Origin of the sequence: Leifsonia sp. NPDC102414, from assembly GCF_044765685.1 — a bacterium.
Taxonomy (GTDB): domain Bacteria; phylum Actinomycetota; class Actinomycetes; order Actinomycetales; family Microbacteriaceae; genus Leifsonia.
In genome coordinates this window covers 463964-485865 of the sequence record NZ_JBIWKN010000003.1, presented here as the reverse complement: position 1 = coordinate 485865, position 21902 = coordinate 463964, and the positions used below count along the sequence as shown (strand labels likewise).

24 protein-coding genes and 1 pseudogene are annotated in these 21902 nt (G+C 68.9%); 13 read left to right on the top strand and 12 right to left on the bottom strand.

Going from position 1 to position 21902, the window contains the following annotated elements; translation table 11 throughout:
* The first annotated feature begins 90 nt into the window (after positions 1–90).
* On the top strand, positions 91–453 hold the full coding sequence (locus tag ACIRCZ_RS14990; RefSeq protein WP_055891069.1) for a DUF1844 domain-containing protein: 363 nt from the start codon (positions 91–93) through the stop codon (positions 451–453).
* 60 nt (positions 454–513) lie between these two features.
* Here the strand turns inward: ACIRCZ_RS14990 and ACIRCZ_RS14985 are convergent, their stop codons facing one another.
* Together ACIRCZ_RS14985 and ACIRCZ_RS14980 are read right to left on the bottom strand one after the other, a co-directional pair.
* Positions 514–1902 carry a pyridoxal phosphate-dependent decarboxylase family protein gene (locus ACIRCZ_RS14985; RefSeq protein ID WP_402854448.1) on the bottom strand — a complete coding sequence of 463 codons (1389 nt, stop codon included), beginning with the start codon at positions 1900–1902 and terminating at the stop codon, positions 514–516.
* 10 nt (positions 1903–1912) lie between these two features.
* A complete protein-coding gene (locus ACIRCZ_RS14980) occupies positions 1913–3340 on the bottom strand; it encodes an amidase (RefSeq protein WP_402854446.1) in 1428 nt (475 codons plus the stop codon).
* A gap of 117 nt (positions 3341–3457) precedes the next feature.
* Here ACIRCZ_RS14980 and ACIRCZ_RS14975 point away from each other — a divergent pair, with 117 nt between their 5' ends.
* Genes ACIRCZ_RS14975 through ACIRCZ_RS14965 form a run of 3 tightly spaced genes read left to right on the top strand, consistent with a single transcriptional unit; the run spans position 3458 to position 5507 of the window.
* Positions 3458–3820 (top strand): GntR family transcriptional regulator, encoded by a 363-nt coding sequence (locus ACIRCZ_RS14975; protein WP_055891057.1) that lies wholly within the window; start codon positions 3458–3460, stop codon positions 3818–3820.
* Positions 3817–4734 carry an ABC transporter ATP-binding protein gene (locus tag ACIRCZ_RS14970; RefSeq protein WP_055891054.1) on the top strand — a complete coding sequence of 306 codons (918 nt, stop codon included), beginning with the start codon at positions 3817–3819 and terminating at the stop codon, positions 4732–4734. The genes ACIRCZ_RS14975 and ACIRCZ_RS14970 overlap by 4 nt, the downstream gene beginning before the upstream one ends.
* On the top strand, positions 4731–5507 hold the full coding sequence (locus ACIRCZ_RS14965; RefSeq protein WP_402854443.1) for a hypothetical protein: 777 nt from the start codon (positions 4731–4733) through the stop codon (positions 5505–5507). Before ACIRCZ_RS14970 ends, ACIRCZ_RS14965 begins: the two co-directional genes overlap by 4 nt.
* 171 nt (positions 5508–5678) lie before the next feature.
* On the opposite strand, the pseudogene ACIRCZ_RS14960 reads toward ACIRCZ_RS14965, so the two are convergent.
* Positions 5679–5984: pseudogene (locus ACIRCZ_RS14960) on the bottom strand (VOC family protein); the annotation flags it as partial.
* Positions 5985–6048: 64 nt separating this feature from the next.
* Between ACIRCZ_RS14960 and ACIRCZ_RS14955 the strand changes: the two are divergent.
* The gene (locus ACIRCZ_RS14955; protein ID WP_055891045.1) at positions 6049–6387 is read left to right on the top strand and encodes a multidrug efflux SMR transporter; all 339 of its coding nucleotides are present in this window, start codon (positions 6049–6051) and stop codon (positions 6385–6387) included.
* On the opposite strand, the gene ACIRCZ_RS14950 is transcribed toward ACIRCZ_RS14955, so the two are convergent.
* The 5 genes from ACIRCZ_RS14950 to ACIRCZ_RS14930 form a co-directional block, all read right to left on the bottom strand.
* Positions 6371–6919 carry a DUF2781 domain-containing protein gene (locus ACIRCZ_RS14950; protein WP_055891647.1) on the bottom strand — a complete coding sequence of 183 codons (549 nt, stop codon included), beginning with the start codon at positions 6917–6919 and terminating at the stop codon, positions 6371–6373. The genes ACIRCZ_RS14955 and ACIRCZ_RS14950 overlap by 17 nt on opposite strands.
* Before the next feature lie 64 nt (positions 6920–6983).
* Entirely contained in the window at positions 6984–8063 is a 1080-nt protein-coding gene (locus tag ACIRCZ_RS14945; protein ID WP_055891043.1) for a hypothetical protein, read from the bottom strand.
* A gap of 90 nt (positions 8064–8153) precedes the next feature.
* Entirely contained in the window at positions 8154–8732 is a 579-nt protein-coding gene (locus ACIRCZ_RS14940; RefSeq protein WP_055891039.1) for a GNAT family N-acetyltransferase, read from the bottom strand.
* Positions 8733–8766: 34 nt separating this feature from the next.
* Positions 8767–9459 carry a uracil-DNA glycosylase gene (locus ACIRCZ_RS14935; protein ID WP_402854439.1) on the bottom strand — a complete coding sequence of 231 codons (693 nt, stop codon included), beginning with the start codon at positions 9457–9459 and terminating at the stop codon, positions 8767–8769.
* A 23-nt stretch (positions 9460–9482) separates the two neighbouring features.
* Positions 9483–10001, bottom strand: a complete 519-nt coding sequence (locus ACIRCZ_RS14930) for a phosphoribosyltransferase (RefSeq protein ID WP_055891645.1) — start codon at positions 9999–10001, stop codon at positions 9483–9485.
* A 114-nt stretch (positions 10002–10115) separates the two neighbouring features.
* Here ACIRCZ_RS14930 and ACIRCZ_RS14925 point away from each other — a divergent pair, with 114 nt between their 5' ends.
* Both ACIRCZ_RS14925 and ACIRCZ_RS14920 read left to right on the top strand, forming a co-directional pair.
* A complete protein-coding gene (locus tag ACIRCZ_RS14925) occupies positions 10116–11597 on the top strand; it encodes an MFS transporter (RefSeq protein WP_402854436.1) in 1482 nt (493 codons plus the stop codon).
* A 1-nt stretch (position 11598) separates the two neighbouring features.
* On the top strand, positions 11599–12390 hold the full coding sequence (locus ACIRCZ_RS14920) for an aminoglycoside adenylyltransferase domain-containing protein (RefSeq protein ID WP_402854434.1): 792 nt from the start codon (positions 11599–11601) through the stop codon (positions 12388–12390).
* An 88-nt stretch (positions 12391–12478) separates the two neighbouring features.
* Here ACIRCZ_RS14920 and ACIRCZ_RS14915 read toward each other — a convergent pair whose 3' ends face one another.
* Positions 12479–13801, bottom strand: a complete 1323-nt coding sequence (locus tag ACIRCZ_RS14915) for a bifunctional o-acetylhomoserine/o-acetylserine sulfhydrylase (protein WP_055891026.1) — start codon at positions 13799–13801, stop codon at positions 12479–12481.
* A 123-nt stretch (positions 13802–13924) separates the two neighbouring features.
* Here ACIRCZ_RS14915 and ACIRCZ_RS14910 point away from each other — a divergent pair, with 123 nt between their 5' ends.
* The 6 genes from ACIRCZ_RS14910 to ACIRCZ_RS14885 are packed head-to-tail and all read left to right on the top strand — an operon-like array spanning position 13925 to position 19745.
* A complete protein-coding gene (locus ACIRCZ_RS14910; RefSeq protein WP_402854432.1) occupies positions 13925–14704 on the top strand; it encodes an SDR family oxidoreductase in 780 nt (259 codons plus the stop codon).
* 1 nt (position 14705) lies between these two features.
* The gene (locus ACIRCZ_RS14905) at positions 14706–15410 is read left to right on the top strand and encodes a potassium channel family protein (protein WP_055891022.1); all 705 of its coding nucleotides are present in this window, start codon (positions 14706–14708) and stop codon (positions 15408–15410) included.
* 48 nt (positions 15411–15458) lie between these two features.
* On the top strand, positions 15459–16664 hold the full coding sequence (locus ACIRCZ_RS14900; RefSeq protein WP_402854429.1) for a homoserine O-acetyltransferase: 1206 nt from the start codon (positions 15459–15461) through the stop codon (positions 16662–16664).
* A 15-nt stretch (positions 16665–16679) separates the two neighbouring features.
* Positions 16680–17846 (top strand): sensor histidine kinase, encoded by a 1167-nt coding sequence (locus tag ACIRCZ_RS14895; protein ID WP_402854427.1) that lies wholly within the window; start codon positions 16680–16682, stop codon positions 17844–17846.
* Positions 17843–19048, top strand: coding sequence for a hypothetical protein (locus ACIRCZ_RS14890; RefSeq protein WP_055891013.1), 1206 nt, complete (start codon positions 17843–17845; stop codon positions 19046–19048). Before ACIRCZ_RS14895 ends, ACIRCZ_RS14890 begins: the two co-directional genes overlap by 4 nt.
* A gap of 43 nt (positions 19049–19091) precedes the next feature.
* Positions 19092–19745 carry a response regulator transcription factor gene (locus ACIRCZ_RS14885; protein WP_085369978.1) on the top strand — a complete coding sequence of 218 codons (654 nt, stop codon included), beginning with the start codon at positions 19092–19094 and terminating at the stop codon, positions 19743–19745.
* Positions 19746–20000: 255 nt separating this feature from the next.
* Here ACIRCZ_RS14885 and ACIRCZ_RS14880 read toward each other — a convergent pair whose 3' ends face one another.
* From ACIRCZ_RS14880 to ACIRCZ_RS14870, 3 genes are read right to left on the bottom strand one after another with little or no spacing between them, the layout of a single operon-like run.
* Positions 20001–21290: an MFS transporter gene (locus ACIRCZ_RS14880; RefSeq protein WP_402854424.1), complete on the bottom strand. Its 1290-nt coding sequence runs from the start codon at positions 21288–21290 to the stop codon at positions 20001–20003.
* Between the two features lie 38 nt (positions 21291–21328).
* Positions 21329–21574, bottom strand: coding sequence for a hypothetical protein (locus tag ACIRCZ_RS14875; protein WP_402854422.1), 246 nt, complete (start codon positions 21572–21574; stop codon positions 21329–21331).
* A 4-nt stretch (positions 21575–21578) separates the two neighbouring features.
* On the bottom strand, positions 21579–21887 hold the full coding sequence (locus ACIRCZ_RS14870; RefSeq protein ID WP_402854420.1) for an MTH1187 family thiamine-binding protein: 309 nt from the start codon (positions 21885–21887) through the stop codon (positions 21579–21581).
* Positions 21888–21902: the final 15 nt, after the last annotated feature.

The following is a 21902-nucleotide window of genomic DNA, read 5'->3' as shown; positions in this document are numbered from 1 at the left end:
GTGAAGCGGTCAAGCGCGGGTGGGAGGAATCTCCACTTTCGTACCGAGACAGAAGTCCCGGAGCCCGAACGATTCTAACAGAGGAAAGCAGTGAGCGACACATCCCACGTCTTCGACGACTCCGACGACGTCAGCGCGGCCACCCGCGACATCTCCGAAGTCCCCGCCGTCGAGGTCATCACGACCACCGCGGTGCACCTGATGAGCGCCGCCGCGGTCAAGTGCGGCCTCGCCGACGACCCGGATGCGCAGACCGACCTCGACGAGGCCCGCAAGCTCATCGACGCCCTCGCCGGCCTGGTCACCGCGAGCGCGGCGCACCTCGGCGACCAGCACGCCCGCAGCCTCCGCGACGGCCTGCGCTCCCTGCAGCTCGCCTTCCGCGAGGCGTCCCCCATCCCCGATGAGCTCGGCAAGGGTCCAGGCGAGAAGTACACAGGGCCGGTCAACTAGCTCCGGCACCACCCACAGGCATCTCCGCCGGCATCCCCCCGCAGGCATCCGGCCGCCGCGCTACGGGATGCGCGTGAGGGCGTCGGCAACAGCGGCAGCGGTGCGCCGGGCCTCCGCGCGGTCGGTGAGCCAGTTGCTCACCGAGAAGCGCAGCACGTCGCGCCCGTGCCAGTGCGACGGAGAGCCGAAGGCGACGCCGTCGCGCGCCAGCTCGCCGGTCACGGCGCGCGTGCGCTCGTCGCTGCCGAACGTCGCGCAGACCTGCGTGAACACCACGTCGTTCAGGATGCGCACCTCCGGCAGCTCGGAGAGCCGCGCCCGGAGCTCGTCGGCCGCGTCCGCCAACCGCTCCACGAGTTCGGCCACCCCGTGCCGCCCGAGCTGGGCGAGCGCCGCGTACGCCGGCACCCCGCGGGCGCGCCTGGACAGCTCCGGCACCCTGTCGTTCGGATCGGAGCCCACCTCCGTCGCCGTCAGGTACGCGGCGTGCTGCGCGAACGACGCGTGCAGCAGCTCGGGATGCGCGACGATCGCGATGCCGCAGTCGTACGGCACGTTGAGTGTCTTGTGCGCGTCCGTCGCCCAGGAGTCGGCCGCCGCCATCCCCTCCGTCAGGTGACGCAGCCGCGGCGACGCTGCGGCCCACAGCCCGAACGCCCCGTCGATGTGCACCCAGGCGCCGGCGGCGTGTGCGACCGCCACGGCATCGGCGATGGGGTCGAACGCACCGGAGTGGACGTTGCCGGCCTGCAGGCAGACGATGGTCGGCCCGTCGCCTGCCGCGAGCGTCTCGCGCAGCGCATCCACCCGCATCCTGCCCTCGTCGTCGGCGTCCACGAGCTGCGCAGCGCCGAGCCCGGCGAACCGGCCGGCCTCGTCGAGCGAGCCATGCCGTTCCGCACCGGCGACGAACCGCACGCGCGGACCACCGGAGAGGCCGTCCGAGGCGACGTCCCATCCCGCCTCGCGCAGCACGTGGTCGCGGGCCGTGACGATCCCGACGAAGTTCGCCATCGTCGCGCCTGTCACGAATCCGGCCTCCGCGGCGGGCGGGAGACCGAGCAGCTCGACGATCCACTCCCCCGCCAGCTCCTCCGCCGCGACCACTCCCGGCGTGACCGTTCGCAGCGTGGCGTTCTGATCCCAGGCGGACACCAGCCAGTCGGCGGCAAGCGCGACGGGATGCGCACCCCCGATCACCCAGCCGTGGAAACGCGGCGAGTGCATCCTGAGCAGACCGGGCTCGATGGCGTCGCCCATCCGGCGAAGCACCGTCGTCGCGTCGTCTCCGCGCTCCGGGATGCTCCTGCCCAGCGCGTCCTTGACCTGGTCGATGGTCGCCGTGGCGGGGATGCTGCCGTCGCGGACGCCGTCGAGCCACCGCTCGGCGAGCCGCGACGCTTCGCCGAGTGCCGGACCGAACGAGTCGTCCACGCTCACGCCGGTCATCGTACGCCGGTCACCAGACCGGCGGGTAGCGGAGCTGCCAGCGCACCTTCCGTTCGAGCTGCGCGGCGAGAGACAGCAGGGTGCGTTCCCCGCCTGGACGGCCGATGAGCTGCACGCCCATCGGCAGGCCGTCGTCGGTCTGCAGGATGGGCAGCACGATCGCCGGGAGCCCGGAGACGTTCAGCATCGATGTGAACGGGGTGTACTGCACCTGCTGCTCGAAGTTCCGCTCGCCGTCCTCCTGGTCGTACCAGCCGACGGGGCGCGGGGTCATGGCCATCGCCGGGGTGAGCACGGCGTCGAACGACGAGAGCTGCCGGATGAGAGAGCGCTCGTACGCGGTGAGTGCCGAGAGCGCTTCACTCAGCTCCCTGGCGCTGATCGCCCTCCCCTTGCCGAGCAGCCACTTCGTGAGCGGTTCGAGCAGGTTCTCCGCTTCGCCCTCCGCCGGGATGCGCGCTGCGCCCGCCTGCCAGATCGTGCGGAACGCCGGCGCGTACGTCGGGTCGGAGACGAGCGCGGTCTCCTCTATTCCGTGGCCCATCGCGGTGAACGCGTCCACTGCTGCGTCGAGCGCCGCCCTGGCCTCCTGGGCGATGACGATCTCGTATGCGTCGTCCCAGGCCGAGGTCGTCATGACGCCGAGCTGGAAGCGGCCCTCCCCGCGCACGGCTGCGCCGAGGAAGGGGCCGTCGTCGTCGTACGGGGCGCGCAGCGTGTAGTGGTGGTCGATGCGGCCGTCGCGCTTGGCGATCATGCCGTCGAGGAGGAGGGCGGCATCGGCCGTGGTGCGTGCGAGCGGCCCGTCGACCACCAGGCCGGCGAGCGAGTCGATGCCGCTGCCTGCTGGGACGAGCCCACGGGTCGGCTTCAGGCCGACCAGGCCGCACGCGGCGGCGGGGATGCGCACCGAACCGCCGCCGTCGGAGCCCGGCGCGAACGGGAGCATCCCGCTGGCGACGGCGACGGCCGCCCCTCCGCTGGAACCGCCGGAGCCGAGCGACGGGTCCCACGGGTTCCTGGCGGGAGGGGCCGCGAGCGACTCGGTGTATGCGGGGAGGCCGAATTCGGGGGCGTTCGTCTTGCCGAGGCTGACGGCGCCCGCCGCGTCCAGGGTCTCGACGATCTCGTCCGAGGTGTCAGGGACGAAATCGGCCATCAGCCGCGAGCCGAACCCCGTGCGGACTCCGGCGCGCATCCACAGGTCTTTGTCGCCGGACGGCAGGCCCCAGAGCGGTGCGGTCTTCGGCACCTCGGAGGCGAGCCTGTCGGCGCGCGCCAGCGCGTTCTCCCTGGTGACCGTGACGAAGGCGCCGAGCTGCGGGTTGAGCCTGTCGATCCGGTCGAGGTAGTGGGAGGCGAGTTCCCTGGGTGAGACCCTGCCCGCCTGCAGTTCCTGCCAGAGGGCGAGAGCGGTGAGCTCGTGGAGTTCGGCCATGCTCCGAGGCTATCCCCGCCGATCCCCCGCCGAGAAATGTCTTGACAGATCGTCGTCAACCTGGTTGGTTAGTTACATCAGTAACTAACCCATGAGGTTAGAGAGCCGGAGGTACCGATGATCGAAGAGGGAAAGCCGATCTTCGTTCAAATCGCCGAACAGATCGAGAACGACATCATCGACGGCGTGTATCCCCCAGAGACCCAGGTGCCGTCGACGAACGAGTTCGCGGCCTTCTACCGCATCAACCCCGCCACAGCAGGAAAGGGCGTCAACATCCTGGTGGACGACGGGATTCTCTACAAGAAGAGAGGAATCGGCATGTTCGTTGCCGACGGCGCCCGCGAGCGCCTCATGGCCAAGCGGCGCGACGCGTTCCGCGACGAATACCTCCGCCCCCTGCTCGCCGAAGCGGCGAAGCTCGGGATCGGCCCCCAGCAACTCACCGAAATGATCACCACGGAAGGAGTGAGCGCATGACCGCCACAGCGACACCCACCTCGATCGCGCCTGCCGTCCACGTCGACGGCCTCACCAAGCGCTTCGGATCGTTCACCGCGATCGACGACATCAGCTTCACCGTCAAACCGAACAAGATCTACGGCCTCCTCGGCCGCAACGGCGCGGGCAAGACCACGATCATGCAGCTCCTCACCGGCCAGGTCTTCGCCACCGCAGGTGACGTCCAGGTGTTCGGGGAGAGCCCGGTGGAGAACGCCCGCGTGCTGCAGAACCTCTGCTTCATCAAGGAGAGCCAGCGCTACCCGGACGACTTCCAGCCGAAGCACGTCTTCCGCAGCGCACCCTGGTTCTTCGAGAACTGGGATGCGGAGTTCGCCGAGCAGCTGATCGCCGACTTCCGCCTCCCGGTCGACCGGCGCATCAAGAAGCTCTCCCGCGGACAGCTCTCGGCCGTCGGCGTGATCGTCGGCCTCGCCTCCCGCGCGCCGCTGACCTTCTTCGACGAGCCGTACCTCGGGTTGGATGCGGTCGCCAGGCAGATCTTCTACGACCGCCTCCTCGAGGACTACGCGGAGCACCCGCGCACGATCATCCTCTCCACCCACCTCATCGACGAGGTCGCCAACCTGCTCGAACACGTCATCGTGATCGACCAGGGACGCATCCTGATCGACGAGGACGCGGAGGAGATGCGCGGTTCAGCGACCACCGTGGTCGGGCAGCGCGGAGCGGTCGAGCAGTTCGTCGCCGGCCGTGACGTCATCCACCGCGACGGCGTCGGCGGTCTCGCCTCCGTCACGGTCTCGGGTCTGTCGCAGGGCGACAGAGCGCAGGCCGTCGCGGCCGGGCTCGAACTCAGCCCGGTCTCCCTCCAGCAACTCATCGTCCGCAAGACCAACGTCCGAGCGACAGAATTCGAGCAGAGCGCATGACCGCCATCACGCCGGAGGCCGTGAACCTCCGCACAACGCCAGCGTCCGCCCACCGCATCTGGCGGGTGGTGAGACTGAACCTGGTCAACAAGTGGACCACCATCTGGGTGCCGATGATGATCATGGGCTTCATCTGGCTGGTGAACTATCTGATCTGGTGGATCATCTGGGCCGCGACGGCGCCCGCCGACCGCGCCCACGCCTTCGAGGGCACCCAGTGGAGCGGCGGTGGGTTCTACATCTTCGTCTACATGCTGGTGGTCGGCATCCAGGTGATCTCGATGACGTTCCCGTTCGCGCTCGGCTACAGCGTGACCAGGCGCGACTTCTACCTCGGCTCCGCCCTGACCTTCGTGATGCTGGCGGCCGGGTACGCCATCGGCTTCACGATCCTCTCCGCGCTGGAGGAGGCGACGGGCGGCTGGGGCCTCGGCGGCCACCTTTTCACGTCGATCTACTTCGGTGGAGGCGGGTTCTTCGCCCGCCTGTTCATCGTGTTCGTGGCGATGCTGTTCTTCTTCTTCGTCGGCTCGGTCAGCGGCACGCTGTACATGCGCTGGCGGATGAACGGCGTGCTCGTCGCAGGAGCGGTGCTCGTGCTGATCATCGTCGGAGCCGTCGCCCTGATCACGTTCACGTCGAGCTGGCTAGCGGTGGGCGAATGGTTCGCAACGATGGGCCCTGTCGGAGTGGTGGCGTGGCTGCTGGTCCCGACGGCACTCGCGGCGGTCAGCGGATACTTCGTGATCAGCAGGGCCACGCCGAAGAGCTGACGCTCGCTCCGCTGTCGACCCCATCGCGGCCCCTGTCAGGCGCGGTCGCCGAGTTCCTGGAACACGGTGAGCTGCAGCCCGGCAGGGGCCGCGAGTCGTGCGTTGAGCGAGTTCCACGGCGTGCGGGTGGGCGGCGCCCGCATCCACCAGCTCGGCGGTGACCGCGGCGCTGTCGTCCACCTCGAACGCCAACCGGATGTGCGGAGCCACCTGCCTGCCCACCTCGACGTCGTCGATCATCGCCTTCTGGGCGGGGTTCGCGATCTCCAGGGTGGCGCGGCCCGCATCCAGGATGGCCACCTCCGCTCCCCCGTCGCCGGAGTACGACTCCTGCTCGTCGAGGCCGAGCACGTCGCGGAAGAACGCGAGCGCTTCGTCGTAGTCGTCGGCCTCGACCACGATCCTGAGCTGGCGGACTCGTGGCTTCTGCCTCTGGTGCTCGTCGGGGTGCTGGGGCTGCTGGTCGTCCTGGTCCATCGTGTGGTCCTCCCGCTAGTTTGTGTACTGACCGGCATCCGGCCGTCTGACAGGAGCAACAGCAGTGCTCGGCTACCTCTTCCTCGGCATCGCCATCGCCACCGAGGTGATCGCGACCACGTTCCTCAAATTCACCTCGGGAGACAACCCCAAATGGTGGGCGTACCTGATCGTGGTGGTCGGCTACGTCGCCTCGTTCGCCGCCCTGTCCCTCTCGCTCGGTCGCGGCGTACCCCTCGGCATCGCTTACGCGATCTGGTCGGCGGTCGGCGTGGTGGCGATCGTGATCATCTCGTGGGTGTTCTTCAAAGAGTCCCTCACCTGGGTGCAGATCGCCGGCATCGTGCTCGTGATCGGCGGCGTCGGACTGCTCGAGCTCGGCGGGGCTAGAACCGCCGCGTGAACGGCAGCGGCTTGCGCATCCGGATCAGCAGCAGCAACGGCACCAGCACATACGGGCCGTTGTAGAGCAGGAACATGATCGGCTGCGGGGTGCGCTGGGCGGCGTCGCCGAAGAACTCGACGCCGAAGATCGGGATGCCCGTGAGGCTGATGATCATCGTGGCGTAGATCACCGCATATAGCTGGATCCAGTTGTAGCCCTTCGACAGGCAGATCACGAGCAGCACGTAGAACGGCAGGTAGATGAACGCCGAGGTGCCCGTGATGAAACGCAGCCAGATCGGCGGGTTCTGGTAGAGCGGGTCGTACTGCGACGAGTACGTGTAGTTCCACTGCGCGAACAGGTTCGTGGTCGTCGACGTCTGCGGGATGCCGAGCGTCGGGATGGCGTCGCTGATGATGCACGTCACGATGAACAGCGAGAACATCACGATGAAGAAGATGTCGACAGGGCGTTTGCGCAGCGGCAGGTTCGCGGGCGTCGCGGGGGCGGCGGAGGCGACGCGGCCGTTGTCCGGAGTCACGGTGGTCACGAACGCCACCTTAGTCACCCGTCGCGGCGAGCGGCGCGAGGCGACGGATCGCGCCTCCCGCGTGTCACGTCGTGCCGAGGTTGGCGATGATCTGCTTCGCGAGCGCAGCGAGCTGGTCGTGCGTCGGGGCCGTCTTGCCCTCCCCCGGCACAGCGCGCACCTGCAACCAGCCGGAGTCGGCGACGACGTTCAGGTCGCCGTCCGGCGCCCAGAACGCTGCGTCGCCGACGCCGGGCTGCTCTTCCGCGTCGCTGCCGCGCAGATGCTCCAGGTACGTCGCACCGCCGGGCAGCACGCCGATGGTGAAGCTCGTCCCTCCGTCGTCTTCCACCCAGCCGCACCAGAAGGCTCCGACCTGGTGGGCGACATTGAACAGGGAGGTCGAATACTCTCCGTCGTCCGACTTCGCCGCGTGAGCCGGGCCGACACCGGTCGCCGCCGTCAACTGCTCCGACGTCACGATCGCGTCGCAGTCCGATGCCCCCTGGAGCGCCGGCGCAGGCGGCTGCCAGACCGTAGCGGGCGCCGCCAGCCCGGAGACCACCCCGTACGTCTGCGCGAGCATCGCGTCGATGGCGGAGCGCGCGCCATCCCCGAGGGTGCTCCCACCGCCGAAGACCGTTCCGACGATGCCGTAGTGGGGCAGCAGGGCGTGGAAGCCGCAGAGGACCACTGGCTCTCCTGCGCAGTACGTGTACGCGTCCGGCCCCACGGAGGACGGCGTATCGCTGGAAGCCACGGCCTCGCCCGTGCGGTACGCCTCGAACCCGGCTCTGGTCGCGTCAGGGACGACCGAGATCTGCACCGCAGGACCCGCACCCGTGTTGGGATCGGACGTCGCCCACACGCAGGTGAGCACCCCCATCCGCTGGTTGCCGTAGCCGGGCGGGTTGGGCGTCACCGCGGCCGTCGACGCCGGCAGATGCGTTCCACCCGCTTGGTCGATCTGCGCTTGCGATGCGAGCGCGTCGCAGGTCGTCGCCACGCGAACGGTCGGCGCGGCAGCCTGTGTGGCGGTCGGTGCGGGCGTCGGCGACGCGGACGTGGTCGGCGGTTCGGCCGGAGCGGCCCCCGCGCATCCCGCCAGTGCCAGCACCACCGCGACAGCGGCGAGAACCGCCACGGATGCAGACGTCTTCTTCATATATTCCCCCCGGAGTATGTCAGCGCGGCGACGCGTGTGCGCTCAGAATACAGCGCGACCCTGCACGGCTATCCTGGGGATGCGAAACCGTTACTTGAGCGACCGCTGCATCAGCACGGTGCCGAGCCAGCGGTCGAACTTGTAGCCGACCCTGCCCATCCGACCGATCTCGGTGAAGCCGAAGTTCTCGTGCATCTTGATCGACGCCTCAGCGCCCTTGTCGGCGATGACCGCGATCATCTCCTTGAGGCCCGCCTCCTTGGACTTGTCGATCAGGGCCTGCATCAACACGGGGCCGAGACCCTTGCCGGTGGATGCGGCGCCCAGATAGATCGAGTTCTCCACCGTGAAGCGGTATGCGCGCTTCTGCTTCCACGGCGAGACGAGCGCGTAGCCGAGGATCTGCCCGCTCGGCGACACGGCGACGATGAACGGCATGTTCAGCTTGTGCAGGTAGGCGAACTTGCTCTTCCACTCGCGCAACGTCATCGCGTCCTCGTCGAACGTGACGGTGCTGTTGGCGACGTAGTGGTTGTAGATCTCGCGCACCCAGGGCAGGTCGGCGGGGACCGCATCCCGGATCGAGTACTCGAACGGCGCCTCTGCCGGCTCCGTCTTCCTCAGGTGCCGGGGCAGCTCCCTGCGCGGCTGGTATTCCTCTTCAAGCACGGCACAAGCCTACGCGCCCGCCGTTTCGTGGAGGTTACGGTTCCAGGGACCAGTCCACCGGCTGCAGGCCGCGCTGCCGCAGCTCCTCGTTGGCCAGGGAGAACGGCTTCGACCCGAAGAAGCCACGGGATGCTGACAGCGGGCTCGGATGCGCGGACTCGATCGACGGATTGCCGCCGAGCAGGGGTTTCAGGGTGGACGCATCCCTGCCCCAGAGGATCGACACGAACGGCGTGCCGCGCTTCACCAGGCACCGGATGGCGTGGTCGGTGACCGCCTCCCACCCCTTGCCGCGGTGCGACGCCGGCTCGCCGGGGCGCACGGTGAGCACGCGGTTGAGCAGCATGACACCGTGCCGCGACCACGCGCTCAGGTCGCCGTGCGGTGGCGGTGTGACGCCGAGGTCGTCGCGGAGTTCGCGGTAGATGTTCTGCAGGCTGCGCGGCACGGGACGCACGTGTCGTTCGACGGCGAACGACAGCCCGATCGGGTGTCCCGGGGTCGGATACGGGTCCTGTCCGACGATCAGCACCCGCACCTCCGCCAGCGGAGCACGGAAGGCGCGCAGCACGTTCTCGCCTGCTGGAAGGTATGGCCGGCGTGCGGCGACCTCCGCGCGCAGGAACTCGCCCATCGCGGCGATGCGGTCGGCGACGGGTTCCAGCGCGGCGGCCCAGCCGGGGTCCATCGACCCGTCGGCGGCCAGCTCGGCGAGAGACTTCGGCACGTCGCTCCCTGATGCGGCGGTGTTCAGGCGCCGGCCGTCACGGGAGGCAGTGCGGACCACGGGAACGTGATCCACCTGTCTGTGCGGCGCCAGACGAAGTCGGGCTCCAGCGCGGTGCGCGGCTTCGAGTACAGGCAGACGGTGCGCACATCGGCGCCGGATGCGGCGATCAGGTCCACGACCATCGCCAGGGTGCGCCCGGAGTCGGACACATCGTCGACGAGCAGGACGCGCTTGGCGTTCAGCGCGCTCTGGTCGAGCATCGGAGGGAGCACGACGGGCTCTGGCAGGCGCTCGTCGACCCCGGTGTAGAACTCCACGTTGAGGGCGCCGCAGGACTTGATGCCGAGCGCGTACGACATCGCTCCGGCGAGCAGCAGGCCGCCGCGCGCGATGGCGACCACCAGATCGGGCTCGAAGCCGGACTCCACGACCTCCCCGGCGAGATGCCTGGCGGCTTCGCCGAACTCGAGCCAGCCGAGAACCTCTCGCTCCGTCTCCTGGAGAACGGCTGATCCTGAGTCGTCGAGTTCACCTGCCATCCTCCTACCGTACCGGCCAGCCCACCTCCCCGCGATACGGCGGTGACGGCACGCGCGCTCCGCGGTTTCGAGCCTGTTGCATCCAACTCGCCGACCGGCTGTTAGCATCCAGAAATGGAGTCAGGGAGGACACGGTCCAGGGTCGCGCTCGGCGTGACGGCCGGGCTGATCGGGTGGCTGGCGTTCGTCGAGGTGACGAGCGGGATTCTGCAGGGGTACTACGTCCCTCTGATCTCCGACATCGTCAAGCATCTGGGCATCCACGACGCCGACTACAACTGGTTCGAGGCCGCGCAGTTGCTGCTGTCTGCGCTGGTGGTTCCCGTGCTCGCGAAGCTCGGCGACATGTTCGGGCACAAGCGCATCCTGTTGATCGCCACGGTGCTGACCGCGCTGGCGACGTGGGCCCTCGCCTTCTCCAGCAACTTCACCACGTTCCTCATCGCCTTCGCTCTGCAGGGCTTCTACGTCGTCTGGCTCCCTCTCGAGGTGGCACTCATCTTCGACCGTGGTCGCCGGACGGGCACAGCGGCGTCGCAGACCCGCAAGGCCGCCGGCCTGCTCGTCGTCGCGCTGGAGGCCGGCGCGATCGTCGGCGCGATCGGCGCAGGGCTGCTGTTCGAAGCGCTCGGCAGCAACGTCACGCTCACCCTCATCGTCCCGGCGATCGCCGTCACGCTGGTTTTCTTCGCCATCCTGTTCGGCGTGCCGGAGTCGGAGCCCATCCCTGGACGCCGGCTGGATGCGGTGGGCTTCACCATCCTGACGCTCGGCCTCCTGCTCATCACGTCCGGCCTCACCTTCCTGCGCATCAACGGCGTCGGCACCTGGTGGGTCTGGGCGCTGATCGTGGTCGGCGTGCTCACCTTCATCCCGTTCGGCCGCTGGGAGCTCAAGCAGGACGACCCCGCCATCGACCTGCGCGTGCTGCGCCGCCCGAACATGTGGCCGGTGCAGCTCACGGCGGGGCTCATCGGCATCAGCCTCCTCGGCGCGCAGGCTCCGCTCAGCACGTTCGCCGGCACCGACCCTGTCAACGGCTACGGGTTGGGGCTCTCTGCCGGGCAGCGCAGCATCCTGATCGGCGCGTACCTCATCTCGATGATCGTCGGCGCCGTGCTGTTCCCGATCGTCTCCTCGTGGCTGAGCCCGCGGGTCACGCTCATCGTCGCTGCATTCCTGGTGGGCATCGGCTACCTGCTGTTCCTGCCGTTCCACTTCGAGACCTGGCAGGTTTTCACCAACATGGCGATCGCCGGCATCGGCTCCGGCGCGCTCGTCGGGGCGCTGCCCGCCGCGGCCGCTGCCGCTGCTCCGCGCGGGCAGACCGGCATCGCCACCGCGCTCACCAACACCACGAAGACCATCGGAGGCTCGTTCGCGTCCGCCGTCTTCGGGGTCGTGCTGCTCACCGGCGCCGCGACCGTCACCGCGACGGCCGCCAGCCTGTTCGGATACATGCTCGTGTGGACGATCTGCGGAGTCGGCGCCATCGTCGCGGCCGTGCTGCTCTTCTTCGTCCCCAAGCTCGCCTTCGCCGACACGAACGCGGAGGCAGCGCCAGAGACGATCGCCGCGGAGTCCCCGGTGGTCTGACATGGATGCACACCTCCCCCCTGCCGTCTCGGACGCCCTCACCGGCTTCCTCCTCGAACAGGCGCGGATCGCGCCAGGGCTGGTGAGCCGCGCGATCGTCACAGGGTCGGCCGTCACCGACGACTGGCACGACGGGGTGAGCGACATCGACGTGGTGTTCGTCGTCACCCGCGACCCGCTGGCCGAACTGGACTTGCTCGCCGAACTGCACGCCGCATCCCAGCCGCACATCGACGGCGTCTACCTCACCGAGACCGAGATCGCCGTGGGACCTGATGCGCTGCAGACCGCCCCGCAGGTGATCGAAGGGGTTCTCGTGTCCGCGCAGCCCGGCGCGCAGCTCTCCTGGGTCACCTGGCGCGAGCTCGAGTCCGGCGTTCAGGGCGTCCCTGACGGCGGCGACGTGATCTGGTCCCCTGTCGCCGACCGGCATCCGGATGCGGCGGCAGGGGCTGTCGCGTTCTCTCGCGCCAATCTCGTCGACTACTGGGAGCCGTTCGGCGAGCGGGTGGTCGCCGAACTGGCGGGCCGCGCGCAGGACGCCCCTGTGCGTTCGGAGACCGTGCGCTGGGTGGCGCTCGGTCCGGCGCGCCTGGTCGCCACGGTGGAGACGGGCGCGATCATCTCCAAGTCGGAGGCCGCCGCGTTCGCCGCAGACCGCTGGCCGGAGCACGCCGACCTGCTGCGCAGGGCGGTACTCGACCGCGCAGGCGACCGCCAGCGCTTCGTCGTCGCCGACGCGCTCCAGGCGGTCGAGCTGCTGCGCGCCTGCGTCGCGGTCGCGCGCTCCTGAGCCTCACGAACAGCCCTCCTGGGCACCACGCGGAAACGAGTGGCCCGGGATGATCCTGGACCACTCGTTTCCGTGACGAACGCCGTGCTTAAGCGCGCGCTGCCTCCACGACAGAGCGGGCGGCGGTCAGACCGGCCGTCAGGTCCGCCTTCAGGTCGTCGATGTTCTCGAGGCCGACCGAGAGGCGCACCAGGCCGGGCGTTACGCCGGCGGTGAGCTGCTGCTCGGGAGTGAGCTGCGAGTGCGTGGTCGACGCCGGGTGGATGACCAGGCTGCGCACGTCGCCGATGTTGGCGAGGTGGCTGAACAGGGCGAGGTTGTCGACGAGGGCGCGGCCGGCATCCACCCCTCCCTTGAGCTCGAAGGACAGGACGGCGCCGACGCCCTTGGGGGCGTACTTGTTGGCCGCTGCGTACCAGGGGCTGGTGGGCAGGCCGGAGTAGTTGACGCTGGCGACGTCCGGGTGGTTCTCCAGGAACTCTGCGATCTCCTGCGCGTTCTGCACGTGACGCTCGACGCGGAGCGACAGCGTCTCGATGCCCTGGATGAGCTGCCAGGCGCTCGCGGGGGCGATGGCGGAGCCGAGGTCGCGGAGGAGCTGCACGCGCGCCTTGATGATGTACGCGAGACCGTCGCCGACCGCCGCCGTGTAGCTGGCGCCGTGGTACGACGGGTCAGGCTCGGTGAGGCCGGGGAACTTCTCGACGTTCTTCGACCACTCGAACTTTCCGCCGTCGACGACCACGCCGCCGATCACCGTGCCGTGACCGCCGAGGAACTTGGTGGCCGAGTGCACGACGATGTCCGCGCCGAACTCGAACGGACGGATGAGGTACGGAGTCGCGATCGTGTTGTCGACGATCAGCGGCACACCGGCCTCGTGGGCGACGTCGGCGACGAGCGCGATGTCCAGTATGTTGATCTTCGGGTTTCCGATGGTCTCGGCGAAGAAGAGCTTGGTGTTCGGGCGGACAGCGCGGCGCCACTCGTCCGCGTCGTCCTGGTTCTCGACGAACGTGGTCTCGATGCCGAGCTTGGCGAGCGTGTACTTGAAGAGGTTGTACGTTCCGCCGTAGATCGAGCTGGAGGAGACGATGTGGTCGCCTGCCTGGGCGATGTTCAGGACGGCGAAGGTCTCCGCTGCCTGGCCGGAGGCGACGAGCAGGGCGCCCGTTCCGCCTTCGAGCGCTGCGACGCGCTCCTCGACGACGGCCTGCGTCGGGTTCTGGATGCGCGTGTAGATGTTGCCGAATTCGGCGAGCGCGAACAGGTTCTTGGCGTGCTCAGCGTTGTTGAACACGTACGAGGTGGTCTGGTAGATCGGCGTCGCGCGGGCGTTGGTCACCGGGTCTGGTGCGGCTCCGGTGTGGATCTGCTTGGTCTCGAACTGCCAGTCGGCGGCGTCGGTCATGGCTCACTCCTTCGGGTGGATGCGTGTCGAGCGGTTCCCCACCGCCGTTACAAGCAGGCTAGACGCGCCGGGCAACGCGGGCAACGCGCGCGCAACATGCCGTAATCCGTGAAGAATAGGCGCATGAGCGTGAGACGGGTCGTCGTGACGGGTGCGAGTTCGGGGATCGGGGCGGCCGCTGTGCGGTTGTTCCGGTCGAACGGCTGGGAAGTGGTCGGGGTGGCGCGCCGCGCCGACCGGCTGGCCGGCCTCGCCGAGGAGACCGGGGCGGACGTCTTCGCCGCCGACCTCACCAAGCAGGAGGACGTGGATGCGCTGCGCGCGCACCTGGAGGCGACCGGCCCCATCCACGCTCTCGTCAACAACGCCGGCGGCGCGCTCGGGCTCGACTCCGTGGAGAAGTCGAGCATCGACGACTGGGTGTGGATGTACGAGATCAACGTGATCGCGACCAAGCGGGTCATCGGCGCGCTGCTGCCCCTGCTGCGGTCGGGCGCTGCGGAGTCCGGCCACGCAGACATCCTGAACATCACCTCGATCGCCGGGCACACCGCATACGTCGGCGGAGGCGGATACAACGCGGCCAAGTTCGCCGAGCACGCCCTCACCGAGGTGCTGCGGCTGGAACTGAACGGCGAGCCCATCCGGGTGATCGAGGTCGCGCCAGGCATGGTCGCGACCGAGGAGTTCTCGCTGGTCAGGTTCGGCGGAGACAAAGAGAAGCGGGATGCGGTCTACCAGGACGTCCCTGAGCCGCTGACGGCGGAGGACGTCGCGGCGACGATCGTGGATGCGCTGGAGCGTCCGAGACACGTCGACCTCGATCTGATCGTGATCAAGCCGGTCGCGCAGGCGGCGCCGTACCGGTTCCACAAGGGCGAGCTGCGGGTGAGCGGCGACTGACATGACCGGCGACGACAGCAGGCGCACCGCTTGGGAGGACAAGACGGCGTGGCCGCTGCTCGTCGCCAGTGTGCTGTTCCTGATCGCGTACTCGTGGTCGATCCTGCAGCCGTCGCGTCCGGCGTGGTTCGGTGCGCTGCTCACCGCTGTGCTGTTCGCGGTGTGGGCGGCGTTCTTCGTCGACTACGTCGTGCGGTTGAGCCTGAGCGCGAAGAAGTGGCTGTTCGTCAGGAAGAACCTGATCGACCTGGCGTCTGTGCTGTTCCCCGTCGCGCGGCCGTTCCGGCTGCTGCGGGAGCTGCATCGCATCCCGTTGCTGCGCGGCCGGTCTCCTGCGCACGTGCGCAGGAGGGTGCTGATCGTCGCCGCGTCGACCGTGGTGATGTTCGTGTACGTCATCTCGCTCGCGGTCTATCAGCAGGAGCGGTATGCACCTGGGGCCACGATCCTGAGCTTCGGGGACTCGGTCTGGTGGGCCTGCGTCACGATGGCGACCGTCGGCTACGGCGACTACGTCCCGGTGACCGTGCCTGGCCGCATCCTGGCGGTCATCCTGATGATGGGCGGCATCGCGATCGTCGGTACCGCGAGCGCGACGATCGTCTCCTACATCACCGAGCAGACCCAGCGCCTCCGGCCGCACGACGACCACGGCCACGACCGCGAGGACCGCGACGAGCACGATGACCGGGAAGGCGACCGCTGAGCGCGTAACACAGCCACCCTCTCCCGCGCGGTCAGACAGTATGGAGACATGGAGTGGCAGACATCCGCCGACACGGCCCCGTCGAGTTTCATCACGGACGCCCAAGCGAGGTCGCTCCTCGGCAAGCCTCCGGCGAGCGGGGCCTGGAAGGAGTCCGACCCCGCTGGGTCGCGGTCCTTCGCGGGGATCGGCGCCTTCGACTTCGAGAGCGGGGAACGCATCCCGTACGTGCGGGTGGCGTACGAGACGTGGGGAACGCTCTCCGCTGAGCACGACAACGCCGTCCTGGTGCTGCACGCGCTCACCGGCGACAGCCACGCCGTCGGCACCGCGGGGCCAGGACACCCGACCGCAGGCTGGTGGCAGGGGATCATCGGCCCTGGCAAGGCGATCGACACCGACCGGTTCTTCGTGGTCGTGCCGAACATGCTCGGAGGCTGCCAGGGAACGACGGGGCCGGCATCCATCGCCCCGGACGGCACGGAGTGGGGCCCCCGGTTCCCGTTCACGAGCATCCGGGATCAGGTGAACGCGCAGGCCGCCTTCGCCGACGTGCTCGGCATCGAGCGCTGGGCAGGCGTCGTCGGCGGCTCGATGGGAGGGATGCAGGCGCTCGAGTGGGCGGTCAGCTACCCGGAGCGTGTGGCCAGGCTCGCGGTCATCGCCGCCCCGCCGTATTCGACGGCCGACCAGATCGCCCTCAACTCCGTGCAGATCGAGGCCGTGCGCACCGACCCGCTGTTCCGCGGCGGCCTCTACTACGACGCAGGAGACGGGAACGGCCCGCACCAGGGGCTCGCACTCGCCCGGCGGATGGCGCTCATCAACTACCGCAGTCCCTCGGAGCTCAACGAGAGGTTCGAGCGCACCTGGCAGAGCGAGATCAGCCCGCTCGGCGACAACGGGCGGTTCGCCGTCGAGTCGTACCTCGACTTCCACGGCAACAAGTTCACGAGGCGGTTCGACGCGAACAGCTACATCGTGCTGGTGCAGGCGATGAACTCGCACGACGTCGGACGCGGGCGCGGAGGTCTCGACGCCGCCCTGGCGCGTGTCACGGCGCGCACCCTGGTGGTCGGCATCGACAGCGACCGGCTGTTCCCCCTCGAGGGCCAGGAGACGATCGCGGCGCGCCTCCCCACGACCATCGACGGATCAGAGCCCGTCGTAATAGAGTCGGATTTCGGGCATGACGGTTTCCTCATCGAGGACGATGCCGTGAGCGAGCAGCTGCGCAGGCTCTTCGCCGCCTGAGCCGAACGGAGGAGAATGTCGCGCATCCAGAAGGAGCGTGATCGACTCCTCACCGTCACGGCGAGGAACGTCGGCCTCACGGCGACCGCGACGACCCTGCTCTGCCTGAGCATTCCCGGCACGCTTCCGCTTCCGCTGTACCTGGCGGCGGTCGTGCTGCTCGCCTGCCTCGCGTACGCGCAGGTCCAGCTCACGTCGCTGACGCACACGACTGTGTGGGTGGCGGTGATCGTCGTCGCCGGCGCTGCCATCATCCTGCTCAACCTCCTTCCCGCCACGCCGCTCGGCGCATCGGCGCTGAGTGCGGTCGGGATGGTCGGGGGCGCATCCGTGGCCAGCGTCGCGATTCCCACGGTGACGTCGCGCGGTCGCGTCGGGTTGCTGATCTGCGCGTCCGTCATCACGCTCGCCGCGGAGTCCGCCACCCTCATCCTGAGCGGTTCGCAGCTCGCCGAACCTCTGCTGTTCACGGTCGCAGGCTGGGTCGCCCTCACCGCGACAGGCGTGTGGCTCTCGCGCACCGTCCCCCGCACCCTGACGCGCATCTCGACGATGAGTCGCGCATACCGGGTGGAACGCCAGGCATCGGAGACGGAGGCGCGGCGCCGTCAGGGAGCGCGGCTGCTGCACGACACGGTGCTCGCCACGCTCACCCTGCTCGCTCACTCCGGCGTCGGCGTCAGCGCCGGCGCCCTCCGCGAGCAGGCAGGCGAGGACGCCGCGCTGTTGCGGCAGCTGCGCCTCGGCTTCACCCCTGACCCGACACGCTCCGGCGATTACAAGCTCAAGCCGGTCGAGGAGTCGACCCTCGGCAACACGCTCGAATCGGTCAAGCAGCGCTTCCGCAGGATGGGCCTGGAGGTCAACTGGCACGGCTCAGGGCAGGTGCTCCTGCCGAGCGACATCCTCGACGCGTTCCTGCTCGCCCTCGGCGAGTGCCTGGAGAACGTGCGCAGGCACTCCGGCGTCAACGAGGCCCACGTCACGATCACCGACGACGAGACGACCGTGCGCGCGATGGTCACCGACGCCGGCAAGGGCTTCGACGTGAGCACCATCGAGCACGGCAGGCTCGGCTTCACCGAGTCGATCGTGGCCAGGCTGCGCGACGTCGGAGGCAACGCGCGCCTGTTCTCCTCCCCTGGCAGCGGGACCACCGTCGTCCTCGAGGTGCCGAAATGAGCCACGTGACAGAACAGACCGTGCCCCGCCGCATCGGAAGCGACAGCGAACGGGATGCGCTCGGCCGCGCCAGACTCGACATCGGCTTCAACGTCGCCGCGTTCGCGCTCATCGCGTTCCAGTTCGCCGTGATGCTGATGAACCTCGGCAGATACGCCGCGCTCCCGCTCACCCTGATCGCGTGGACGGGGCTCCTGATCACCCTGGTCGCCGCCATCGTCGTGCGCCCCAGGCTGCCAGACGAACTCCCCTCCTGGATGTTCTACACGGCCATCGGGATCTGGGCTGCGGTCGTGCTGCTCGACATCGTCGGCATCTGGGGGCCGGGCGACACAGGGGCGCAGCCCACAGCGGCCGTCGCCGTCGGCTCCGCCCTGCTGCTCTGCGTGGCCGCGCGCCCGCCGTCGGACATCGTGATCGCATCCATCGCCCTCGGCGTCGTCCTCGCCGCCGCGTTCGCGCTCCGCGGCCAGCACGACCTCGCGGCGCTCGGACCGGCGTTCGTCACCATCGCGCTGAGCGTCGCCCCTCCGCTGCTCGGCGTGCAGATCGTGCGGTCGCTGCGCACCCTCATCCAGCTGGAGCTCGACCTGGTGCAGGTGCAGAGCACGGTGTCCTCCCCCGGCTACGCGGTCGGGATGCTCGCGTCGGAAGAGCTCGCCCGCCTCGACCTCGCCGCCGAACGGCTCCTCGACGGCGTGGCGAGCGGTCGCACCTCCCTCCCGCTGGACGAGGAGACGGCTTCCGCGGCGGCGAGCATCGCCACCGAGCTGCGCCTGCACCTCATCCAGGGCCGCAAAGAGACGTGGCTCTACCACGCCGTCACGGAGTCCGCGCTGCTCGGCCCCGCCGTCACGCTCACCGACAGCGAAGGGCTCGCCGCCGCGCTGACCCGCGACCAGCGCGACGGGTTGCTCACCGCCGTGTGGCTTCTGATCAGCGATCCCGTCCGCCAGGGCGCATCCCAGCCGCGCAGTTTGACGCTCGACCTGGCGCGTCCCAGCGCGCCAGAGCGTGGCGACCCCAATCCGGGTGCCAGAATATCGATCGTGATATCGACCACCGGTGTGCCGCGAAACGGGGTGGACCCCGCAGCGTGGCAAGCTATCCGTAAAGTGGGCCGCTACGCCGAGACCTTCGCGGGATCGACACTGCGCATCGAGATCACCAGCGTGAGCGACAGCTCAGCAGATCTTGCCTGACACCAGCCCTGTCGGCTCCCTCTACCGTGAAGAAAGGCAGCCCGTGACCGAGGCACCTCCCATCAGAATCGCGATCGTCGACGATCACAAGATGCTGCTCGGCGCCCTGACCGAATGGATCCGCAACGCCGCGGACGACATCCGGATGGTCGCAGCGGTGGCCAGCTGGCCCGAGCTGCTCACGCATCCCGAGTTCCCGGTGGACGTCGTCCTGCTCGACCTGGACCTGAAAGACAACATCCCGGTGTCGCTGAAGCTGTCGACTCTCAAGACCACGGGTGTCCGCACGGTGCTGATGAGCACGTACTCCGAGCCGGCCGTCGTCCGCGAGGCCATTGCGGCCGGTGCGCTCGGCTACCTAGTGAAGAGCGAGGACGCCGAGATGATCGTCGAGGCGATCCGCGCGGCCCGCAAGGGAGAGTCGTTCATCTCGGCGGAGCTCGACCTGGCCCTCAACTCGGGCGAGGTCGGCGGTGCGCCGAAGCTGAGCGCGCAGGAGCGCCGCGTGATGGCGCTGTACGGCGCAGGCGAGCCGGTGAAGGCGGTCGCCTTCCAGCTCGGCATCTCGGACGAGACGGCGAAGAGCTACCTCAAGCGCATCCGCGAGAAGTATCGCGTCGCCGGCTACGACGTCGGCACCAAGGTGGCACTCCGCAAGCGCGCCATCCAGGACGGCATCCTGCTCCAGAACGACTAGCCAGCGTTTCTCCGTCCGGACGGAGATATCGGCCACTGGATGCGGTTCCTCCGTCCGAACGGAGCAACCGCAGTCATGTCGCGCGCGTTCTCCTGCGCAACGACCCGCCCTCGCAAGGCCGGAACGTCCGGCCGACCCGCCGCGCAGGTCTCCGTTCGAACGGAGAACCCGGCCACTGGATGCGGTTGTTCCGTCCGAACGGAGCAACCGCAGTCATATCGCGCGCGTTCTCCCGGGCGCGGGCGCGGGCGCGCCTCAGTCGATCGGGAGGGGCGCTGGGCGCTGGGCGTGCACGACGCCGGTGTCGACGCCGCGGCGTTCGCGGGAGCGGTCGATCGAGAACGAGACGAGGGCCAGTGCGATGCCGGCCACACAGAGGATCGCGCCGACCACGACGGGCGACAGGTAGCCGAACCCCGCCGCGATCGTGAGGCCGCCGAGGTAGGCGCCCGCCGCGTTGGCGATGTTGAGAGCCGAGTGGTTGAGGGCGGCGGCGATCGACTGGCTCTCGTGCGCCACATCCATCAGCCTGGTCTGGATGGTCGGCGACATCGCGCAGCAGGCGGCCGAGATCACGAACAGCGAGATCAGCAGTCCGACCACGTTCGACGCGGTGAAGTACAGCGCGCCGAGGCCGAGGAGCAGGATCACGAAGAAGGCGAGCATCCCCGGCTTGAGGGCGCGGTCGGCGACCCGTCCGCCGACGAGGTTGCCGACCGTCATGCCGAGGCCGATCAGGATGAGCACCAGCGGCACAGCGGACTCACTGAGCCCGGTGATCGTGGTGACCATCGGGGCGACGTATGTGTACACGGCGAAGAACCCGCCGAAGCCGATCGCGCCGATCAGGAGGGCAAGCCACACCTGCAGCCGGCTGAACGCCTTCAGCTCGTTGGCCATCGTGGCTTTGGGGTTGCCGGGCTGCCATGGCACAAGCGCAGCAACGGCGGCGAAAGTGAGCGCGAAGATCGCCGCGACGACGAGGTAGGCGGCACGCCAGCCGTGCGTCTGCCCCAGCCAGGTGATGAGCGGCACGCCGATGACGTTCGCGATGGTCAGCCCGGAGAGCACGAACGCGACGCCCTGACCGCGTTTGCCCGGACCCATCAGGGATGCGGCGACGAGCGATGCGATCCCGAAGTACGCCCCGTGGGGCAGAGCGCTGACGAAGCGTGCGAGCAGCACGAGCTGGAACGTCGGCGCGAGCGCGGAGGCGACCGTGCCGAGAGTGAACGCGACGAGCAGCCAGAGCAGCAGCTGCTTGCGCGGGAGCCTGGCGGCGAACGCCGCGATCGTCGGCGCACCGACCACGACGCCGAGCGCGTACGCGGAGATCGCCCAGCCGGCTTGCGCGTTCGCTTCGGACGGCGACGCGGCATAGACGGCGGGCAGCAGGTCGTGCGCGATGTTGGGCAGCAGGCCCATCGCGACGAACTCCGTCGAGCCGATGCCGAACCCGCCGAGGGCGAGCGCGAGCAGGGCGAGACGGGTGCGCGCAGGGGTCAGACGGGCGGTGACGGTCGCAGCGGTTTCGCCGGCGCTCACGCGCGGGTTCCGAGAGGGGTGGGGTTCACCCAGTAAGCCTATATCGAATCGTTTCGACCGGTGGCGCTCGCCTGGACGAGTTCACTGAAGAGGTCGTCCGGGTCATCGTCGTCCGACTCGTCACCGTCGCCCTTCCCGGACACACCGGCGCGGATCGCCCCGATCACGCCCACGATCACGAAGCCGAGCAGCGGGCCGAGAATCAGGATGGCGACGACCGCGAACACCGGCCAATACAGTACGAACGCCACGAAGATCGGCAGGACCCAGTCCGACGCCGTCACGGTGTCAGACCCCGAGGTCCAGAGCGGCTTCGAGCCGTTCGACCTTGCCGGTCAGCTCTCCCGTGTGCCCTGGCCGGATGTCCGCTTTCAGCACGAGGGAGACCCTGGTGCCGAACGCGCCGACCGCCTCCGTCGCGCGCTCGACGACGTCGAAGACTTCATCCCACTCGCCCTCGATGGTGGTGAACATCGCATCCGTGTGGTTCGGCAGTCCGGACTCCCGCACGATCCGCACCGCCGCGGCGACGGCGTCGTGCACGGAAGCGTCAGCCCCTTCTCCCCCACTCGGTGCGACAGAGAACGCGACCAGCATGTTTCCTCCTCGCGC

What these genes read in the sequence shown, in the direction of transcription:
- ACIRCZ_RS14985 (WP_402854448.1), bottom strand. Translation starts at nt 1,902, where the DNA reads ATGACCGGCGTGAGCGTGGACGACTCGTTCGGTCCGGCACTCGGCGAA.
- ACIRCZ_RS14980 (WP_402854446.1), bottom strand. Translation starts at nt 3,340, where the DNA reads ATGGCCGAACTCCACGAGCTCACCGCTCTCGCCCTCTGGCAGGAACTG.
- ACIRCZ_RS14975 (WP_055891057.1), top strand. Translation starts at nt 3,458, where the DNA reads ATGATCGAAGAGGGAAAGCCGATCTTCGTTCAAATCGCCGAACAGATC.
- ACIRCZ_RS14970 (WP_055891054.1), top strand. Translation starts at nt 3,817, where the DNA reads ATGACCGCCACAGCGACACCCACCTCGATCGCGCCTGCCGTCCACGTC.
- ACIRCZ_RS14965 (WP_402854443.1), top strand. Translation starts at nt 4,731, where the DNA reads ATGACCGCCATCACGCCGGAGGCCGTGAACCTCCGCACAACGCCAGCG.
- ACIRCZ_RS14945 (WP_055891043.1), bottom strand. Translation starts at nt 8,063, where the DNA reads ATGAAGAAGACGTCTGCATCCGTGGCGGTTCTCGCCGCTGTCGCGGTG.
- ACIRCZ_RS14930 (WP_055891645.1), bottom strand. Translation starts at nt 10,001, where the DNA reads ATGGCAGGTGAACTCGACGACTCAGGATCAGCCGTTCTCCAGGAGACG.
- ACIRCZ_RS14925 (WP_402854436.1), top strand. Translation starts at nt 10,116, where the DNA reads ATGGAGTCAGGGAGGACACGGTCCAGGGTCGCGCTCGGCGTGACGGCC.
- ACIRCZ_RS14920 (WP_402854434.1), top strand. Translation starts at nt 11,599, where the DNA reads ATGGATGCACACCTCCCCCCTGCCGTCTCGGACGCCCTCACCGGCTTC.
- ACIRCZ_RS14915 (WP_055891026.1), bottom strand. Translation starts at nt 13,801, where the DNA reads ATGACCGACGCCGCCGACTGGCAGTTCGAGACCAAGCAGATCCACACC.
- ACIRCZ_RS14910 (WP_402854432.1), top strand. Translation starts at nt 13,925, where the DNA reads ATGAGCGTGAGACGGGTCGTCGTGACGGGTGCGAGTTCGGGGATCGGG.
- ACIRCZ_RS14905 (WP_055891022.1), top strand. Translation starts at nt 14,706, where the DNA reads ATGACCGGCGACGACAGCAGGCGCACCGCTTGGGAGGACAAGACGGCG.
- ACIRCZ_RS14900 (WP_402854429.1), top strand. Translation starts at nt 15,459, where the DNA reads ATGGAGTGGCAGACATCCGCCGACACGGCCCCGTCGAGTTTCATCACG.
- ACIRCZ_RS14895 (WP_402854427.1), top strand. Translation starts at nt 16,680, where the DNA reads ATGTCGCGCATCCAGAAGGAGCGTGATCGACTCCTCACCGTCACGGCG.
- ACIRCZ_RS14890 (WP_055891013.1), top strand. Translation starts at nt 17,843, where the DNA reads ATGAGCCACGTGACAGAACAGACCGTGCCCCGCCGCATCGGAAGCGAC.
- ACIRCZ_RS14870 (WP_402854420.1), bottom strand. Translation starts at nt 21,887, where the DNA reads ATGCTGGTCGCGTTCTCTGTCGCACCGAGTGGGGGAGAAGGGGCTGAC.